The following is a 19675-nucleotide window of genomic DNA, read 5'->3' as shown; positions in this document are numbered from 1 at the left end:
CTTTTCTCTCCGCGTACGTCCAGTACGCGTCGTTCAAGCGCCTTGCAGGGCACTGAAACAGCCGCTGCCTGACTCTTCGACCTCCAGTAGGCCTAATTACGGTAGTTTCAAGGAAGCGGAATGAGGTGTACTAAACGTACGCCGATTGACGATGACGCAGAAAATGCCGTAATTAGGCCGCTGGATGCGTGTGTGTCCTTGTCAACTGAGGGTAGTAACAGTTCATAAAAAGTTAACAGAAAAGTTTCCGGCCCGGTGTTGACTTCCCGGGCCGGATGCGTTTAAAATAGGCATGCGGGAAGAAAGTCTGAAAAATCCCGCAGAAGAAAGAAATCAAAAGGAAGGTGACTTACGTGGAAGGTTGTAATGGCCGAAGTCGGAAAGCAGACAGAGCGATGAAGCGTCATAAGGGAAAACCCGGCATGCGGCCTGCAGATCCGGCCGCGTAATATTCTGCCGTCTTTTTCTGAACAGAAAGCCTCACAGGGCGGCCCGTTTTGCCGCAGAGAGGCTGTTTTGACACGTCATCGCCGCAGAGAATGAATTTTCTGCGGTATCTTTATGCCCTTTTTCAGCCCTGCATCGGGTCTGTTGTCAGTCCGTAAGGCTGAAAAGAGGGAGTCCTTGTGTTCTGTCAGGGCGCTCCATGCCTTGTCTGCTTCTTCCATGTCAGAAATGGAGGTAAAAGCTATGAAGAACATACTCAGAAAGAATTTTATCCGAATGATCGGAAACAGGGAAAAAACCGGAAAGGCAGGGAAGGAGTTTCAGAACCAAGAGACAGGGCAGAGCCTTGCAGTGTTCGCTTCCATGGAGGAAGCGGAGGTTTATGAAGCTCTGGACACTTATCCGGAAGGACTCTCCAGGGAGCAGATAAGCGGGCTCCGGGAAAAATACGGGGAAAACCGGATTTCAAAAGGGGAAAAGCATTCTTTTGGCCAGAGAATCTGGGAAGCGTTTGTGAATCCCTTTTCTCTGATTCTCTGCGCGCTGGCCCTGGTTTCTCTTTTTACAGAAGTGATCTGGGCAGAGCCGGGTGAGAAAAATCCGGCGTCTGTGATCATCATCGCGGTTATGGTGCTGATATCCGGTATTCTCCGTCTGGTGCAGGAGACCCGGAGCGGCAATGCGGCCGCAAGGCTGTCTCAGATGCTCCGCACCACAGCCTGCGTGGAACGGATGGAGGACGGTCCCCGGGAAATCTCCATAGAAGAGATTGTGGTGGGAGACATCATCCATCTGGCGGCCGGCGATATGATCCCGGCGGATCTGCGGATACTGGAGACAAAGGACTTGTTCGTGAGCCAGTCGGCGCTGACGGGAGAAAGCGAGCCGGTGGAAAAGACAGGGATGCCGGACTGCCGGGAGACGCCGGCTCTCCAGCGGAGCTGCCTGGCTTTTATGGGAAGCAATGTGGTCAGCGGAAGCGCCAAGGGCGTCGTGACAGCTGTCGGTGATGGAACCGTTCTGGGCAGCATGGCCGGAAAGCTGGAAGGAAAACGGGCGGAGACCTCCTTTGAAAAGGGAGTAAATTCTGTGTCCTGGCTTCTCGTGCGCCTGATGCTGATTATGGTGCCGGTGGTTCTGTTTCTGAACGGTTTTGTAAAAGGAAACTGGCTGCATGCCGTTCTGTTCGCGATTTCCATTGCCATTGGCCTTACGCCGGAAATGCTGCCTGTGATTGTGACTGCCTGCCTGGCCAGGGGCGCTGTGTCCATGAGCTGCCAGAAGGTGATCATGAAGGATATCAATGCGATCCAGAACCTTGGTTCCATGGATATTCTCTGCACCGATAAGACGGGAACGCTGACACAGGATAAGATTGTGCTGGAGCGCCATCTGAATATAGACGGAGAGGAAGACGACAGAATTCTGCGCCATGCGTTTCTGAACAGCTGGTACCAGACAGGACTTCGCAATCTTCTGGACCGGGCTATCATCGAGCGGACCCAGGCGCTGATGCAGGGCAATCCGGAACTTCAGGATCTGGAGAAAAACTATACGAAGGTCGATGAGGTTCCCTTTGATTTTGAGCGCCGCCGCATGAGTGTTGTGGTGGAGGATCAGAAGGGGAAACGGCAGATGATCACAAAAGGAGCGGCAGAGGAGATGCTTCAGGTCTCTGCCTTCACCGAGTATCACGGACAGATCGTGCCCCTGACCGGAGAGATGCGGGAAAAGGTGTTGGAGCGCGTGAGAAAGCTGAATGAAAAGGGCCTGCGCGTGCTGGGGCTGGCCCAGAAGACGAATCCGTCTCCTGTGGGCGCGTTTTCGGCGGAGGATGAGAAAGATATGGTTCTGATCGGATATCTGGCCTTCCTTGACCTGCCCAAGCCCACCACGGCCGGAGCGGTAAAGGCTCTTCATCACTATGGAGTAGAGACGAAGGTGCTGACCGGCGACAATGAAAAGGTGACCCGCTGTATCTGCGATATGGTAGGAATCCCGTCTGACCGGATGATTCTGGGAGAGGAGCTGGAAGGGCTTACGGACCAGGAGCTTGCGGCCTGCGTGGAGGAGGTCTCTATCTTTGCGAAGCTTTCTCCGGAGCAGAAGGCGAGAGTGGTGGAGGCGCTGCGCGCAAACGGCCACTGTGTAGGCTATCTGGGCGACGGAATCAATGACAGCGCGGCCATGAAGGCGTCGGATGTGGGGATTTCTGTGGATAATGCCGTGGATATCGCCAAAGAATGTGCACAGGTGATTCTTCTGGAAAAGGATCTGCTTGTGCTGGAGCAGGGGGTCCTGGAGGGACGCAAAGTCTATGCGAATATGATGAAATACATCAAGCTTACGGCGGCGTCCAATTTCGGAAATATGTTTTCCGTTCTGGCGGCCTCGGTATTTCTGCCCTTCCTTCCGATGGAAGCGATCCAGATCCTGCTTTTAAATATGGTGTATGACGTATCCTGCACTGCCCTTCCCTGGGACCATGTGGATGAGGAATTTCTCCGGCAGCCCAGCAGCTGGGACGCGGCTTCCGTACAGAAGTTTATGTTCCGGATGGGGCCGGTCAGCTCGGTGTTTGATATTCTGACCTATCTGCTGATGTACTTCGTGATCTGCCCGGCTGTGTTCGGAGGCGGCTATCATACCCTTGACCCGGCGGCGCAGGCCGGATTTACGGCCCTGTTCCAGACAGGCTGGTTTGTAGAGTCCATGTGGACGCAGACCCTGGTGATACATTTTATCCGTACGGCCCGGATGCCGTTTGTAAAGAGCCGGGCTTCCGCGCCCCTGCTCGTCTCCACGTTCCTGGCAGTGGGAGCGCTGACGCTTCTGCCCTTCCTTCCTTTCGGCGGCGGCTTTGGGCTGACGCCGCTGCCCGGAAGCTATTTTCTCTGGCTGTTTCTGATTGTGGCCGGATATCTGGCGGCGGTGACCGTGGGAAAGAAAAGCTATGTGAAAACCTATCAGTCGCTTCTGTGACGCGGGTTGACAGCAGGATGCAGGCCGCGCTAAGATAGGATACAGTGAAATAGGATAGAGTGAAAATTCCCGCGGAGGACAGGAAAATATTCCCTTTTCTTTTGCGGGAACGGATAAAAAAGACTGCAAAGGCTGCAAAAGGGGAAAGGCATACCATGATAACAACATTGACGGCCCGTCATACAGGAAATGCGGGGATTCTTATTAATATAGAAAAAACAGATACCGAAAAAAGCGCGGCCGGTGAAAAGCCGGAGAGAGTCTCCCTTGGCATCGATGTTTTCTGCCGGGACCGGAAAAGGCTTTACGAGGACACGCCGGAGAAAGAAAGAGCGTTTCTTCTGGACCGGATCGAAAGCGGGGAACTGAAGGCGCTTGTGTTCACCCACGAGCATGGAGATCATTTTTGCCTGGAGGACGTGCTGGAGGCCTGGAGGAGAAATCCCCGGCTTCCTATTATATCTACGCGGAAGGTCATTCAGAAAATCCGTCAAAGCAGCCCGAAAGGAACGGTGGTTTCCGAAGGAGCGCTGACAGAAATCTCTCCGGGCGAGAAAGGATTCGTGAAGCTGGAAGCTGCTCCGGGGATGCAGCTTACGCTGTTTAACAGTCCCCATATGGGAGACCAGTTTTCGGACATTCAGAATCTTGTCTGCCTGCTGGAAGCAGGGGACAGGAAGCTTCTGATTCCGGGGGACGCAAGACCTGACGCGGAGCTTTTTGAGAGGGCGGCCCGGTGGTCCCCGGTGATCGACTGGCTGATCGGACCCTTTCCGCTGCTGGGGCTCCCCTCGTCCAGAAAAAAGATTGCGGCAGCCCTCACGGTCCGTCATGTGCTGGCAGTACATCTGCCCCGTCCGGAGATGGATGCGCACGGCTGGAGGGAAAGCGCGGTGAAGGTATGTGAGAGGGCCGCAGACGGGCTTCCCATGCCGCTGTTCGGCGATGTGATTGGGGAGAACTACCGTCTGTGACGCCAGAAGGTCTGCCCGCTGTGGTTACTCGGAAGCATTTGCGGCGCTCCCGGGTAAAATCTGTGAAAAAATCAGGAAAAATATATGAAAAGCCGTGGAAAAACCCCTTGACACAGGGGTTTTTCGTCATTATAATACTATCGTGTGCGCGAAAGTACACAGGGTATTTTGCGCGCTGATTTAAACTGTCGATTACCGACACAGCAGCCTGACAGGGCCGGCATCATGCCAGCCACTTACAACAGGAGGTGAAAGGAATGCCAACATTTAACCAGTTAGTCAGAAAAGGAAGACAGACATCTGTAAAGAAGTCTACTGCTCCTGCCCTTCAGAAAGGATTCAACTCCCTGAAGAAGAAAGCAACGAACACATCCGCTCCGCAGAAGCGCGGCGTGTGCACAGCAGTTAAGACCGCTACCCCGAAGAAGCCGAACTCAGCTCTTCGTAAGATTGCCAGAGTACGTCTTTCCAACGGAATTGAGGTAACAAGCTACATCCCCGGAGAGGGACACAACCTGCAGGAGCACAGCGTTGTTATGATCCGCGGCGGAAGAGTAAAGGACCTGCCCGGTACCAGATATCATATCATCCGCGGAACGCTGGATACCGCCGGTGTAGCCAAGAGAAGACAGGCCCGTTCCAAGTACGGCGCAAAGAGACCGAAAGACGCAAAGAAATAATTCCAGTCTGAACCGGTTTCAGCTATAAAAACAGCAGGTTTCACGCTGTGAGAGCCCGCCGGAGACAGTCTCCGCCAGAGGCTCCCAGTAACACAATGATTCGTTGGGCAGACTGACATGTCTGCATGCCGGAATGAAATATCGTCCCTTAGGCTGCGGGTCGTATATAGATTTGCCGTGCACAACACAAGTAGAAATCACATGTGAGTACCTGAGAATTAATATTTTTGTTAAGGAGGGAAGTATTGTGGCACGTAAAGGACATACTCAGAAAAGAGATGTATTAGCAGATCCGCTTTACAACAACAAAGTAGTCACCAAGCTTATCAACAACATCATGCTGGATGGTAAGAAGGGTGTGGCTCAGAAGATTGTATACGGAGCATTTGCAAGAGTTGAGGCGAAGACAGAGAAGCCCGCTCTGGAAGTATTTGAGGAGGCTATGAACAACATCATGCCCCTTCTGGAGGTAAAGGCGAGACGTGTCGGCGGAGCTACCTATCAGGTTCCGATCGAGGTTCGTCCGGACCGCCGTCAGGCGCTGGCTCTTCGCTGGCTGACCATGTTCTCCCGCAAGCGCGGTGAGAAGACCATGGAGGAGCGCCTTGCAAACGAGATCATGGACGCTGCGAACAACACCGGCGCATCCGTGAAGAGAAAAGAAGACATGCACAAGATGGCAGAGGCCAACAAGGCATTTGCTCACTATCGTTTCTAATTATTTGAGGAGGAAAATCCCGTGGCTGGAAGAGAATATCCATTGGAGAGAACCAGAAATATCGGAATCATGGCTCATATCGATGCTGGCAAGACCACACTGACAGAGCGTATCCTGTATTACACTGGCGTAAACTATAAGATTGGTGATACCCACGAAGGTACTGCTACCATGGACTGGATGGAGCAGGAGCAGGAGCGTGGTATCACGATCACTTCCGCTGCAACAACCTGTCACTGGACTCTGCAGGAAAACTGCAAGCCGAAGCCCGGCGCTCTGGAGCATCGTATCAATATCATTGATACCCCGGGCCATGTTGACTTTACGGTTGAGGTAGAGCGTTCCCTTCGTGTACTGGACGGCGCCGTGGGCGTGTTCTGTGCGAAGGGCGGTGTAGAGCCTCAGTCAGAGAACGTATGGCGTCAGGCTGACACCTACAATGTACCGCGTATGGCATTCATCAATAAGATGGATATCCTGGGTGCGGACTTTTACAATGCTGTAGAGCAGATCAAGACCCGTCTGGGCAAGAACGCCATCTGCGTGCAGCTGCCTATCGGAAAGGAAGATGAATTCCAGGGAATCATCGACCTGTTCGAGATGAAGGCTTATATTTACAATGATGATAAGGGCGAGGACATCTCTATCGTTGATATCCCCGATGATATGAAGGACGACGCAGAGCTGTACCGCTCCGAGCTGGTTGAGAAGATCTGCGATCTGGACGACGATCTGATGATGCAGTACCTGGAGGGCGAGGAGCCGTCCGTAGAGGACATGAAGGCTGCCCTGAGAAAGGCTACCTGCGAGTGCCGCGCCGTTCCGGTATGCTGCGGAAGCGCATACAGAAACAAGGGCGTTCAGAAGCTTCTGGACGCAGTGCTTGAGTATATGCCCGCTCCGACCGACATCCCGGCTATCAAAGGCGTGGATATGGACGGCAATGAGATTGAGCGCCACTCTTCTGACGAAGAGCCGTTCTCCGCTCTGGCATTCAAGATTATGGCAGACCCGTTCGTAGGAAAGCTGGCATTCTTCCGTGTATACTCCGGAACCATGAATTCCGGATCTTATGTATACAATTCTACAAAGCAGAAGAAGGAGCGTGTAGGACGTATTCTTCAGATGCACGCAAATAAGAGAGCAGAGCTGGATAAGGTATATTCCGGAGATATCGCTGCAGCCGTAGGCTTCAAGTTTACGACCACCGGCGACACCATCTGCGATGAGCAGCATCCGGTTATTCTGGAGTCCATGGAGTTCCCGGAGCCGGTTATCGAGCTGGCTATCGAGCCGAAGACCAAGGCTGGTCAGGGCAAGATGGGCGAGGCGCTTGCAAAACTGGCAGAGGAGGACCCGACTTTCCGCGCTCACACAGATCCGGAGACAGGACAGACCATCATCGCAGGTATGGGCGAGCTCCATCTGGAGATTATCGTAGACCGTCTGCTGCGTGAGTACAAGGTAGAGGCAAACGTGGGCGCTCCCCAGGTTGCGTACAAAGAGGCGTTTACCAAGTCTGTGGATGTGGACAGCAAGTACGCGAAGCAGTCTGGTGGACGTGGACAGTACGGACACTGTAAGGTACGCTTCGAGCCGATGGACCCCAACGGAGACGAGCAGTTCAAGTTCGATTCCGAGGTTGTCGGAGGCGCGATTCCGAAGGAATACATCCCGGCTGTCGGCGAAGGTATCGAGGAAGCAGCGCAGTCCGGTATTCTGGGAGGATTCCCGGTACTTGGCGTTCACGCGACCGTATACGATGGATCTTACCATGAGGTAGACTCCAGTGAGATGGCATTCCATATCGCAGGTTCCATGGCGTTCAAGGAAGCTATGCAGAAAGCAAATCCGGTACTTCTTGAGCCGATCATGAAGGTAGAGGTTACCACACCTGAGGATTACATGGGCGACGTTATCGGCGATATCAACAGCCGCCGCGGCCGCATCGAGGGTATGGAAGACATCGGAGGCGGAAAGATGATCCGCGGATACGTTCCGCTGGCCGAGATGTTCGGATACTCCACAGACCTGCGTTCTAAGACCCAGGGACGTGGAAACTACTCCATGTTCTTCGAGAAATACGAGCAGGTTCCGAAGAATATCCAGGAGAAAGTGCTTGCAGCAAAGAAATAAGCAATTTAAAAGCGATTTCGCTAAATTTTGCTTGAAAAATAAGGCGCTTTGAAATATAATCAGAGTTAGCCGAGTATCTGATAAAACAGAAAATCAAATCAGCCCCAGAGGCGTATGAATTAAGGAGGACATTCAAAATGGCTAAAGCTAAATTTGAAAGAACCAAACCGCATTGTAATATCGGTACCATCGGTCACGTAGACCATGGCAAAACCACTCTGACAGCAGCTATCACAAAGGTTCTGGCTGAGCGTGTTGCTGGTAACACAGCTACCGATTTCGAGAACATCGACAAGGCTCCCGAAGAGAGAGAGCGTGGTATCACCATTTCTACTGCTCACGTTGAGTACGAGACAGAGAAGAGACACTACGCACACGTTGACTGCCCGGGCCATGCTGACTATGTAAAGAACATGATCACCGGAGCTGCTCAGATGGACGGAGCTATCCTGGTAGTAGCTGCTACCGATGGTGTAATGGCTCAGACAAAGGAGCATATCCTTCTGTCCCGTCAGGTAGGCGTTCCCTACATCGTAGTATTCATGAACAAGTGTGATATGGTAGACGATGAGGAGCTGCTTGAGCTGGTAGACATGGAGATCCGTGAGCTGCTGAACGAGTATGAGTTCCCGGGAGATGACACACCGATCATCCAGGGTTCCGCTCTGAAGGCTCTTGAGGACCCGTCCAGCGAGTGGGGCGACAAGATCATGGAGCTGATGGACGCTGTTGACAGCTGGATTCCGGACCCGCAGCGTGCAACAGATCAGCCGTTCCTGATGCCGGTTGAGGACGTATTCACCATTACCGGACGTGGTACTGTTGCTACAGGCCGTGTAGAGCGTGGTGTTCTGCATCTGAACGAGGAAGTTGAGATCGTTGGTATCAAGGAAGAGACTCGTAAGACCGTTGTAACTGGTATCGAGATGTTCCGTAAGCTGCTTGACGAGGCTCAGGCTGGTGACAACATCGGAGCTCTGCTTCGTGGTGTTCAGAGAACCGAGATCGAAAGAGGTCAGGTTATCGTTAAGCCGGGCAGCATTACCTGCCACACCAAGTTTACCGCTCAGGTATACGTTCTGACCAAGGACGAGGGTGGCCGTCATACTCCGTTCTTCAACAACTACAGACCGCAGTTCTACTTCCGTACAACTGACGTTACCGGCGTTATCACTCTTCCGGAAGGAACAGAGATGTGCATGCCTGGTGACAACGTAGAGATGACCATCGAGCTGATTCATCCGATCGCTATGGAGCAGGGTCTTACCTTCGCTATCCGTGAGGGCGGACGTACTGTAGGATCTGGACGTGTGGCTTCCGTTATCGAGTAATTTTTATACAGTAACAAAAAGGCTTCTGGGAATTCCCCGGAAGCCTTTTTTTGTATCAGGAAAACCACGCGATAGCAGCGTGGTTCTATTCATTTCAGTGAATCTGTCAGTCCATAAGTCTGGCGTCTGAACGCCGGCTATTTTCTGCAAAGTACTTGGACTTCCTTTCCTTGTGTGATAAAATCAAAGAGACAGGAGGAATTGCGATATGAAAATATGTGTGCTTTATGACAGTGTCACAGGCAATACCAAGATGCTGGCAGATGTGATTGAAAAGAAATATATGGGAACGCTCACAGACGATCCTGCGGATGCAGATGTGGTTTTTCTGGGTTCCTGGACAGATAAGGGCTCTTTTTCTGAAAAGATGAAGGAACAGGCGGAAAAAATTCATGGCAAAAAAGTGTTTATCTTTGGCACCTGCGGTTTCGGAGGAAGCGAGGAGTACTATGGAAAGCTTTTTGAGAGAGCTGCCGGACTTCTGGATGAGAGCGATGAGATTATCGGGCACTATTACTGTCAGGGAAAGATGCCAATGTCTGTGAAAGAGCGTTATGTGGCTATGCTCAGAGAGCATCCGGAGGATAAAAGGATGCAGGTCAGCCTGCAGAATTTTGAGGAGGCGCTGACGCATCCTGATCAGAAGGATCTGGAAAGGCTTTCGGAGATCCTGGATGAGCTGAAGCTGGCCTGAAATCATAAAAGCTGCAGGGAGCTGCCTATGACAGAGAGAAATACAGGGCTTTCCGCCAATGAGGCGTGGAAAGCCCTTTTTGGGAAATATCCGATTGCGGAAACTGTTGAGAGAGAAGGAATCTTCCAGATCCGGGCCGATCAGATTCGGGAATTCAGAGAGCCGCGCCTGATGGCCAAATGGGACAGTTCTGATTCTCTGCCGGAGATTCTGCGCAGAAAGAAAATCAACATCCTGCCTGACAGCCGGACCTCCTATGTGCTGGGAGATTTTCTGCTTTATCAGGAGATTCCGGAGCTTTCCGAGCATGTGACCCAGATGACTCATATTGAGATGCCGGACTATGAGTCCATCGATGTCAACAATATTAATTCTGAAGCAAATGCGATTCATGGCCTGATCCTCTCAGGAATTCTGGATGATTTTCTGGGGGAAGGAAGGAACGCAGAGACTTTTAACGGCAGGATGGGGACTGGAGTCTTTGACTTTCAGGTGGATACCGTCCGGGGCATCAGCCGGACGATTCATGTAGAGAATGCCCAGTGCGAGATCGACGGCGGTTTTGAGAACCGGACTTCGGTTGTGATTATGGAAGCAAAAAACGTAGTACATAAGGATTTTCATATCCGCCAGCTCTATTATCCCTACCGGCTCTGGCGGACGAAGGTGAAGAAGCCTGTCCGGCTGATATTCTGTGTTTATTCAAACATGATTTATAGGCTGTTTGAATACCGTTTTGCAGATCCGGAAAATTATTCTTCCATAGAACTGGTCCAGACGAAAAACTATTCTCTTCAGGACACCTCTATTTCTCTGGAGGAGCTGAAAGAGGTGCGGCGGGATACAACCGTGCGCACCGATGACGCCATGGAAGGGACAGATATTCCCTTCATTCAGGCAAATTCCATGGAGAGAATTATTTCCCTTCTGGAAAACATGTATGAGAATCCCATGACGAGCCAGCAGATTGCTGAGCTGATGGACTTTGATATCAGGCAGTCGGATTATTATTACAATGCCGGAAAATATCTGGGGCTGTTTGAAAAACGGAAGGAAGAGGGCCAGATTCTTGCGGCGCTGACAACCCAGGGCCAGAAGGTATTCAAACTTAATTATAAAAAGAGGCAGCTGAAGCTCGTGAGCCTGATTCTGGAGCATCAGATTTTTGCGGAATTCTTTGACCAGACGGCAGAGAAAGGGGAGCTGCCGGATAAAAAGGCCATAGAAGATGAGATGCGGCGGCTGCGTGTGTGTGGGGAAGGACAGATTGCGCGCCGTGCCAGTTCTGTATATGGCTGGCTGAAATGGATCTTTAATCTTACGCGGCTGTGAGAAGCGGATGTTTTTGAGGGAAGACAGAGTCGGAGAAGGGGGGACAGTATATGACAGCTGTACTTGCGGGATTTCTGTTAGTGCTGTTACATTTGAAGGAAGAGGGATTGGAGCTCTTTCTGAAATTAGCCGGATACATATTGATTGCCGGAGGTCTGACTGGATTTCTGAAGGAGAGTGTTATCTTTGCCAGAGCCAGAAAAGGGGCAGTCGTACTGGCGGTCTGCGCAGGCATTCTGTGGCTTGGAAGCCTGTATGAACTGTCTTTGTCAGGTCCCGCAGCGACTGTTTTTGGATGGCTGGTGACAGCCGGAGATATGTATATCCGCTACATGACTGTTGCAGGAATTCAGGACATGGAACAGGCGGGAAATGAAGAGTTTTACTCAAAGGAATTGTTCCAGGTGTGGAAAATATGGACGGCAACCTTGCTGTTTATTCTGCTTATGCTTTTCATTTCCAGCGAGTTTACAATGTTTCTGGCGAGCGCGGCAGGTGTCGTGTACCTGGCCTGTGTGGTTATTTTCCTTATATATTTGGACAGGAGCAGGGCTGCTTATCTGAATTATGTGAAAGAAAGAGAGGCATCTCTGCGATGACTTCCGCAGACGAAAATCAGGAAAAGTTTTGGTAATATTTTATCTGAGACGCATTTTCAGACATTCTGAATACTCATGGAAATCTAATACAAAAATCACAGTTTCTCCATACTTTTTTCAATAAATGAACATAATTTCTTCTTAAAATATTAAGGAATTACAAAAGGCGGCGGGATGAAAGGGAGCCGCCGCCTGATGGTGAAACCAGAAAGGAGAAGTTATGAGAAACAAAATCAAGTATGCATTGGCGGCGCTTGCGCTGGTAGTGCTGGCAGCTGTCTCCCCCATGAAGGCTCAGGCTGCCGGAGGCCTGGAGCTTTACACGGATTATCCGGGTATTTCGGTGGAAGCAGGCGACAGCCAGAGTATTTCCATGTACGTGTCCAATGACAGCGGAAGCGCAGTGGAGGCTTCCTTAAGTATTCTGTCCATGCCGGAGGGCTGGGAAGGATACTTCAGCGGAAATGGCAGCCAGATCAGCCGTGTCCATGTACAGAACGGAGAAGAGGCGTCTCTGACCTTTCAGCTGGAGATTCCTGATGACGCGGCGGAAGGCTCTTATACGGTTCAGCTTCAGGCGGTTTCCGATACAGGCCTGACTGATACGGTAGATTTGGTCTTTGATATTCAGGAAGTCCAGTACAGCCAGGGAAGCCTGGAGACGGAATATGCGGAACAGGAAGGCGCGTCCGGCACCAGCTTCAGTTTCAACACGACTCTCATCAATAACAGCGCGGCGGATCAGTCTTACAGTCTGGCGGCTGAAGCGCCCGATGGATGGCAGGTATCCTTTCAGCCCAGCGGCGAGACAACGAACGTAGCCAGCATTGATGTGGCATCTGCGTCCAGCCAGGGACTGACCGTGAGCGTAACTCCGCCGGAAAACGTAGAGGCAGGAGAATATACCATTCCAATCAGCGCTACTTCGGCCAATGATTCTTTGAGCACTGAGCTGAAAGTAACCATTACCGGAACCTATTCCCTGGCACTCTCCACACCCAATGAGCTTCTGAGCTTTGACGCTCATATCAACAGAGAATCTGACGTGACGCTGACTGTCACAAACAACAGCAACGTGGATCTGCAGAACATCACCCTGAGCTCTTCCGCGCCCAGCGGCTGGACCGTGGAGTTCGATACATCTTCCATCGATACGCTGGAAGCGGGAGCTACCCAGGAAGTCACGGCTCATGTAACGCCTGGTGATTCTGCTATAGCGGGTGATTACGTATGTACGTTTACGGCAAGCTGTTCAGAGACTTCTTCAGATGCTGAATTCCGGGTGTCTGTAAAGACCCAGACAATCTGGGGTGTTGTGGCAGTTGTTATTATCCTTGCGCTGATAGCCGGCGTCGCGGCGGTATTTAAGAAATACGGCAGACGGTAAAGGCTGGTGGCGCATATGAGTGAATACATAATACGAACAGTTGGCCTGACAAAGCGCTATGGGGAAAAAACAGCGGTCAAACAGCTGAACCTGACGATTAAAAAAGGGGAAGTGTTCGGCCTTCTGGGTCCAAACGGAGCAGGAAAGACGACGACGACCCTGATGCTTCTGGGACTGACCGAACCCACAGAAGGCTTTGCGACGATAGAAGGAATGGATTGTACAAGAGATCCAATTGGTGTTAAGCGTGTGGTCGGTTATCTGCCGGACAATGTGGGCTTCTACGGAGATATGACCGGCCGGGAAAATCTGCATTTCACCGGACAGTTGAACGGGCTTGCTGAAGATGTAATCCGGAAGCGCACAGATGAGCTTCTGGAGAGAGTAGGCATGACGGAAGCCGCGGACCAGAAGACGAAAACCTATTCCCGCGGTATGAAGCAGAGGCTTGGCATCGCAGATGTACTGATTAAGGACCCGAAAATTATTATCATGGATGAACCGACCCTGGGAATCGATCCACAGGGTATGCGGGACCTTTTAAAACTGATTCGGGAGCTGTCTGAGAAGGACGGACGTACGATTCTGCTGTCCTCACATCAGCTTTACCAGGTTCAGCAGATCTGCGACCGGGTAGGCATCTTCGTGGATGGAAGCCTGATTGCCTGCGGAACCATTTCAGAACTTGGGAAGCGTATGGAGCGCGAAGGAAAATATACCCTCGAGCTGTCTGCGGAGCCTGATAATGAGGCTCTTGTGCGTCTGCTTTCCAATATTGAAGGAGCAGACAGCGTCGAACGGGAAGGAGAGAATGTGCTTGTGCATTCCCGGATGGATCTGAGAAGAAGGGTGACCATGGAGCTGACGGCAAACGGCTATACGCTTCTTGGACTTCGCCAGAAAGGAGGAGATCTGGATGAAATCTACAGCCGGTACTTTGAAAAAGCCGAACGGGAACAGCGAAAAGCCCAGAATAAAATTAAAGGAAATCGCGCTCTGGAAAGACTTAAAGAAGGCCTTCGCTCTGGACAGAGAAAGTCTGGCGGGGCTTAAAGCTCTTTACCAGAAGGAAATGATGGATAATATCCGAAGCAGAAGATTTATGTTGATTCTGGCGGTTATTATCATCACCAGCTACGCCAGCCTGTACGGGGCTCTGTCCGGTATGAGTTCAGACAGCGATTACATATTCCTTTCCCTTTATACCACAAGCGGAAATTCGATCCCGTCTTTTATGTCCTTTATCGCCCTTCTGGGGCCGTTTGTGGGGATTATTCTCGGATTTGACGGGATCAGCGGAGAAAAATCAGAGCGTACCCTGTACCGTATTGCGGCGCAGCCCATTTACCGTGATTCTATTATCAACGGGAAATTTCTGGCCGGAACTACGCTGATTTTCCTCATGGTATTCACCATGGGAATTTCTGTGGGCGCGGCAGGCCTTCTTGTGACAGGCGTTCCGCCCAGTCTGGAAGAAGTGGGAAGAGTCTTTTTCTATCTTATTTTTACCTCTGTCTATATCTGTTTCTGGCTGGGGTTGTCTCTGTGGTTCTCGGTAGTCTGCAGGAACGCGGCGGCTTCCGCTATGGCAAGCATCGGCGTCTGGCTGTTTTTTGCCCTGTTTATGAGCCTGGTAGCAGGAATTATTGCCAATGTCTTTTATCCAATGAACAATGACTGGCAGATGTTGACAAATTCCATGGGGAACTACACGCTGGAACTGAACCTGAACCGTTTGTCGCCCTATTACCTTTACAGCGAGGCGGCTTCCACGATCATGAATCCCAGCGTCCGCGCTGTCAATGTGATTACGGTGGAATCCCTTTCGGGAGCTATCAGCGGTTACTTAAGCCTTGGGCAGAGCCTTCTGCTCGTATGGCCGCATCTGGCCGGGCTGATCGCCCTGATGCTCGTAACCTTCGCGGGCTCCTATATCTGCTTTATGCGGCAGGAGATTCGTTCGAAGTAAACAAGAAGCAATAAATATGTAACGGGACATACAGCGGAATTTAATAAGAAGACACACCCCTGCCGGAATAGATGTTTTGCACTATATTCCAGCAGGGGTGTGTTTTTCAGCAGGGGTGTCAGTGTTTAAGAATCTGCCAGACCGGGATATCCATAAGCGCTTGCGGCGCTTTGGACAGCCCGTATGATGGCTTCGCTCACGACCTCAGCCGCCAGAGTCCCGGTAAGATCCTGGTCTGCAGGGAGTTCACCCACGGAAACAGCATAAATACTGTCTCCGTCGGCTGAGGTATGTACCGGCCGAATGGAACGGGCATAGCCGTCGTGAGCCATGCCGCCGATTTTGCACAGAGAAGATTTGCTGAATCTGCCGTTTGTAATCACGACGCCTAAAGTAGTGTTTCCCGTAAATTTATTTTCTATAATATCTGTGCTGGCATACATCAGCTCTTCCGTAGAACGGAAGGTCTTTTTGTCTTCTGCCAGAAGTCCTGCTATCTTCTTTCCCGTTTTCCAGTCATAAATGTCTCCAAGAGCGTTTACGGCAACGACAGCGCCCACCTGCAGCGAGCCGATTTGGAGAGCATAGCTGCCGATTCCGGATTTCATGCAATAATCCATTCCGGCGAATTTTCCCACGGTGGCGCCGCAGCCTGCGCCATAATTTCCGTCCCGGTAGTTTCCGGCTTCGCCTTTTTCCCCGTTGACACACGCTTCATACCCCATGTTGAAGTCAGGCCGTATATGAGAACTGCCCACGGTCAGATCGAACAAATCCGCCTGACACACGAGAGGCACTTTGAGAGAGGGGCCGACTTCCAGGCCGATTCCCCGCTCTTCGAGGTATTTCATGACTCCGCCCGCAGCGTCAAGGCCATAAGCGCTGCCTCCGGCCAGCAGGATGCCGTGAATGATCCGGGCTGCGGCAAGAGGCTTCAGAAGCTCGGATTCCCGTGAGGCAGGTCCTCCTCCCCGGACATCCAGTCCTGCTGCCATTCCCTTTTCCGAAAGAAATACCGTACAGCCTGTTCCGGCCGCCGGATTTTCAGCCTGTCCGATTCGGATGCCTTTTATTTCTGTAATGCGGATTTCTTTTTTTATCATAATTCCTGTCCGTTCCTTTCCTGTGTTTTACGGTTCTCTGAAGTTCCCTGAAATTCCGGATATATCTGTCTTTCAGTATAGCATTTCTGCAGGCCCGCCTCAATGGAAATCTGAGTCTGCCGCTGAAGGTTTCCGCAAAAACAGCAGGTCTGTTGCTTTAAAAAATTTCCTTTTTTTCTCTAAAAAATGCTTGCATTCCGTCTTTGGTTGTGCTACACTACTAGACGTATGATCTCCACGGGGATTTTGCGCCTGTTTTTGCGCGCTTTTTTCATGGATTTCCGGGGGATCGGCAGCAAGAAACGCCTTGTTTTCCGAAGCTTTCCGCTTCAAAACCCAGTCGTCGGAAAGAGGCGGAGAACGCAAGATGTGAAAGGAGGATTTTTACGATGAAGGTAAGATCATCTGTAAAGCCCATTTGCGAGAAATGCAAAATCATCAAAAGAAAAGGTAGTATCAGAGTAATTTGCGAGAACCCGAAGCATAAGCAGCGCCAGGGATAATTCCGCAGACTGTGATTCTTGTGATAATTTTTTTGTGCGGCTGTGCATTGAGCACTTAGCGAAAACGAACGCGTCAGTGTGAAGCTTGAGGTTAGTGCGAAAGTACACCTGGACACTTAATGAGATGCGAGTGCAGCGAGCAATCGAATTTAGTGTCCATGGTGCATTCTTCTGCAGAGTGCCAATGTATTTACAAAATAGATTTGACCAGGATTATTCACAATGATATTGCTTAAAACGGAGAAATGCGGATGCAGAGTATCTGAAAGGCCGGGTCTTTATCCGGCTGGACGCGCCCTGGAAGCGTGTCTCATTTAGGAAAGTGTCAGCGGGCACCTATTAAAAAACGCCCGGAACCCAATTTTTTTCAAAATGGAGGAATAATCAAATGGCTCGTATTTCTGGTGTAGACTTACCAAGAGAAAAGCGTGTGGAAATCGGCTTGACCTACGTGTACGGTATCGGACGCGCAAGCGCCAACAAGATTCTGGAAGCGGCAAAGGTAAATCCGGATACCCGTGTAAGAGACCTGACAGATGACGAAGTAAGAAGAATCAGCGCTGTAATCGATGCTGATTATCAGGTAGAGGGTGACCTGAGACGTGAGATTGCCATGAACATCAAGCGTCTGCAGGAGATCGGATGCTACAGAGGTATCCGTCACCGTAAGGGACTTCCGGTTCGCGGTCAGAAGACAAAGACGAACGCGAGAACAAGAAAGGGTCCGAAGAGAACCGTAGCAAACAAGAAGAAATAATTTGTAAATAGGAAGAAAGTAGGTTAGTTTAAAATGGCGAAAGTTACAAAGAAAGTGACAAAAAAGCGCGTAAAGAAAAACGTTGAACGCGGACAGGCACATATTCAGTCATCTTTTAACAATACAATCGTAACGCTGACAGATACTGAAGGAAATGCTCTCTCCTGGGCAAGTGCCGGTGGTCTGGGATTTAGAGGTTCAAGGAAATCTACTCCGTATGCTGCGCAGATGGCGGCTGAGACAGCTACCAAGGCAGCACTGGTACATGGACTTAAGACTGTAGACGTAATGGTTAAGGGACCGGGTTCCGGCCGTGAGGCAGCTATCCGTGCACTTCAGGCATGCGGCCTGGAGGTAACCAGTATCCGTGACGTGACACCCGTTCCGCATAACGGATGCCGTCCGCCCAAGCGCAGAAGAGTCTAATTAGGAGGTAGAGAGTAATGGCAGTCAATCGTGTTCCGGTATTAAAAAGATGTCGTTCCCTTGGTCTGGAGCCGACCGTTTTAGGAATTGATAAAAAGTCAACAAGAGAGTTAAAGAGATCCAACAGAAAGATGTCCGAGTATGGACTTCAGCTTCGCGAGAAGCAGAAAGCAAAGTTCATCTACGGCGTACTGGAGAAGCCGTTCCGTAATTACTACGAAAAGGCCGACAGAATGAAGGGCATGACCGGTGAGAACCTGATGATCATGCTGGAAAGCAGACTGGACAACGTAGTGTTCCGTCTGGGACTTGCGAGAACCAGAAGAGAGGCAAGACAGATCGTAGACCACAAGCATGTGCTGGTAAACGGCAAGCAGGTTAACATTCCTTCCTATCTGGTAAAGGCAGGCGACGTAATCGAGATCAAGGAGAAGTGCAAGAGCTCTCAGAGATATAAGGATATCGTAGAGGCAACCGGCGGCAGACTGGTTCCGGAGTGGCTGGAGTCTGATCTGGAGGCTCTGAAGGGAACTGTGAAAGAGCTTCCGTCCAGAGAGGTCATCGACGTACCGGTAAATGAGATGCTTATCGTCGAGCTCTACTCCAAGTAAGATGTAGCCAGACATTCGGCAGCGTAACACCCAGACCAAATATGAAGGAGGGGCCTTTTAGTGTTCGATTTTAATAAACCGAAAATTGAGATTGCAGAGATTTCAAATGATAAGAAATACGGGAGATTTGTAGTTGAGCCGCTTGAGAGAGGCTATGGTACGACACTGGGCAATTCCCTGAGAAGAATCATGCTTTCTTCGTTACCGGGTGCAGCAGTCAGCCAGGTAAAGATTGAGGGTGTTCTGCATGAGTTCAGTTCCATTCCGGGAGTAAAGGAAGATGTGACTGAAATCATTATGAATATCAAAAATCTGGCTATTCGGAATACAAGCGACAGCAATGAGCCGAAGATCGCCTATATCGAGTTTGACGGTGAGGGCGTGGTGACGGCTGCTGACATTCAGGCAGATCCCGATATTGAGATCCTGAATCCTGAGCTTGTAATCGCTCATCTGAACGGCGGCGCTGACAGCAAGCTGTACATGGAGCTGACGATTACGAAGGGCAGAGGCTACGTAAGCGCGGAGAAGAACAAGAATCCGGATCTTCCCATCGGCGTGATTGCGGTGGATTCCATCTACACGCCTGTAGAGCGCGTGAACATGACAGTTCAGGATACGCGTGTTGGTCAGGTGACGGACTTTGACAAGCTGACGCTGGACGTGTACACGAACGGAACCCTGGTTCCCGACGAGGCAGTCAGCCTGGCTGCAAAGGTATTAAGCGAGCACCTGAGCCTGTTTATCGACCTGTCCGAGAATGCCAAGACCGCAGAGGTTATGGTAGAGAAAGAGGACAATGAAAAAGAGAAAGTGCTTGAAATGAGCATTGACGAACTGGAGCTTTCTGTACGTTCGTTCAACTGCCTCAAGAGAGCAGGAATCAATACCGTTGAGGAACTTTGCAACCGCACTCCGGAGGATATGATGAAAGTCCGCAACCTGGGCCGCAAATCCCTGGAGGAAGTGCTTGCGAAACTCAAGGAGCTCGGCTTGGAGCTGAATCCGAGCGAGGAGTAATAAACC

18 protein-coding genes are annotated in these 19675 nt (G+C 50.9%); 17 read left to right on the top strand and 1 reads right to left on the bottom strand.

Annotated elements, in window-relative coordinates:
- Positions 1-690: 690 nt before the first annotated feature.
- The 12 genes from mgtA (at position 691) to B5E82_RS13185 (ending at position 15249) form a co-directional block, all read left to right on the top strand.
- Positions 691-3429, top strand: coding sequence for a magnesium-translocating P-type ATPase (gene mgtA / locus B5E82_RS13240; RefSeq protein ID WP_087308031.1), 2739 nt, complete (start codon positions 691-693; stop codon positions 3427-3429).
- A gap of 155 nt (positions 3430-3584) precedes the next feature.
- Positions 3585-4403, top strand: coding sequence for an MBL fold metallo-hydrolase (locus B5E82_RS13235; protein WP_140393144.1), 819 nt, complete (start codon positions 3585-3587; stop codon positions 4401-4403).
- Between the two features lie 257 nt (positions 4404-4660).
- Entirely contained in the window at positions 4661-5083 is a 423-nt protein-coding gene (gene rpsL / locus B5E82_RS13230) for a 30S ribosomal protein S12 (RefSeq protein ID WP_087163656.1), read from the top strand.
- 247 nt (positions 5084-5330) lie between these two features.
- Positions 5331-5801 carry a 30S ribosomal protein S7 gene (gene rpsG, locus B5E82_RS13225; RefSeq protein ID WP_178031438.1) on the top strand — a complete coding sequence of 157 codons (471 nt, stop codon included), beginning with the start codon at positions 5331-5333 and terminating at the stop codon, positions 5799-5801.
- A gap of 21 nt (positions 5802-5822) precedes the next feature.
- The gene (gene fusA, locus B5E82_RS13220; RefSeq protein ID WP_087308029.1) at positions 5823-7937 is read left to right on the top strand and encodes an elongation factor G; all 2115 of its coding nucleotides are present in this window, start codon (positions 5823-5825) and stop codon (positions 7935-7937) included.
- A gap of 137 nt (positions 7938-8074) precedes the next feature.
- The gene (gene tuf, locus B5E82_RS13215) at positions 8075-9268 is read left to right on the top strand and encodes an elongation factor Tu (RefSeq protein ID WP_087308028.1); all 1194 of its coding nucleotides are present in this window, start codon (positions 8075-8077) and stop codon (positions 9266-9268) included.
- Positions 9269-9476: 208 nt separating this feature from the next.
- Positions 9477-9962, top strand: coding sequence for a flavodoxin family protein BilS (gene bilS, locus B5E82_RS13210; protein ID WP_087308027.1), 486 nt, complete (start codon positions 9477-9479; stop codon positions 9960-9962).
- A gap of 27 nt (positions 9963-9989) precedes the next feature.
- Positions 9990-11294, top strand: coding sequence for a type II restriction enzyme (locus B5E82_RS13205; RefSeq protein ID WP_087308026.1), 1305 nt, complete (start codon positions 9990-9992; stop codon positions 11292-11294).
- Between the two features lie 50 nt (positions 11295-11344).
- The gene (locus B5E82_RS13200) at positions 11345-11893 is read left to right on the top strand and encodes a hypothetical protein (protein ID WP_087308025.1); all 549 of its coding nucleotides are present in this window, start codon (positions 11345-11347) and stop codon (positions 11891-11893) included.
- 220 nt (positions 11894-12113) lie between these two features.
- The gene (locus B5E82_RS13195; protein ID WP_087308024.1) at positions 12114-13280 is read left to right on the top strand and encodes an NEW3 domain-containing protein; all 1167 of its coding nucleotides are present in this window, start codon (positions 12114-12116) and stop codon (positions 13278-13280) included.
- Positions 13281-13295: 15 nt separating this feature from the next.
- Positions 13296-14333 (top strand): ABC transporter ATP-binding protein, encoded by a 1038-nt coding sequence (locus B5E82_RS18545; RefSeq protein WP_330398375.1) that lies wholly within the window; start codon positions 13296-13298, stop codon positions 14331-14333.
- Complete coding sequence (locus B5E82_RS13185) at positions 14218-15249, top strand: ABC transporter permease (RefSeq protein ID WP_275533162.1); 1032 nt, start codon at positions 14218-14220, stop codon at positions 15247-15249. The genes B5E82_RS18545 and B5E82_RS13185 overlap by 116 nt, the downstream gene beginning before the upstream one ends.
- A 125-nt stretch (positions 15250-15374) precedes the next feature.
- Here the strand turns inward: B5E82_RS13185 and B5E82_RS13180 are convergent, their stop codons facing one another.
- The gene (locus tag B5E82_RS13180; RefSeq protein ID WP_087308021.1) at positions 15375-16352 is read right to left on the bottom strand and encodes a P1 family peptidase; all 978 of its coding nucleotides are present in this window, start codon (positions 16350-16352) and stop codon (positions 15375-15377) included.
- 389 nt (positions 16353-16741) lie between these two features.
- Between B5E82_RS13180 and rpmJ the strand changes: the two genes are divergently transcribed.
- The 5 genes from rpmJ to B5E82_RS13155 all read left to right on the top strand — a co-directional run bounded on the left by rpmJ (position 16742) and on the right by B5E82_RS13155 (position 19669).
- Complete coding sequence (rpmJ, locus tag B5E82_RS13175) at positions 16742-16855, top strand: 50S ribosomal protein L36 (protein ID WP_003497809.1); 114 nt, start codon at positions 16742-16744, stop codon at positions 16853-16855.
- Between the two features lie 388 nt (positions 16856-17243).
- The gene (gene rpsM, locus B5E82_RS13170) at positions 17244-17612 is read left to right on the top strand and encodes a 30S ribosomal protein S13 (protein ID WP_087163733.1); all 369 of its coding nucleotides are present in this window, start codon (positions 17244-17246) and stop codon (positions 17610-17612) included.
- A gap of 33 nt (positions 17613-17645) precedes the next feature.
- Complete coding sequence (gene rpsK, locus B5E82_RS13165) at positions 17646-18038, top strand: 30S ribosomal protein S11 (RefSeq protein ID WP_087308020.1); 393 nt, start codon at positions 17646-17648, stop codon at positions 18036-18038.
- 17 nt (positions 18039-18055) lie between these two features.
- Complete coding sequence (gene rpsD / locus B5E82_RS13160; protein ID WP_087308019.1) at positions 18056-18649, top strand: 30S ribosomal protein S4; 594 nt, start codon at positions 18056-18058, stop codon at positions 18647-18649.
- 60 nt (positions 18650-18709) lie between these two features.
- Positions 18710-19669: a DNA-directed RNA polymerase subunit alpha gene (locus tag B5E82_RS13155; RefSeq protein WP_087308018.1), complete on the top strand. Its 960-nt coding sequence runs from the start codon at positions 18710-18712 to the stop codon at positions 19667-19669.
- Positions 19670-19675: the final 6 nt, after the last annotated feature.

Origin of the sequence: Lachnoclostridium sp. An138 (assembly GCF_002160765.1) — a bacterium.
GTDB lineage: Bacteria > Bacillota > Clostridia > Lachnospirales > Lachnospiraceae > Laedolimicola > Laedolimicola faecalis.
Note: the sequence above shows the minus strand (reverse complement) of the source record. Positions and strands in the feature narration are given on the sequence as shown.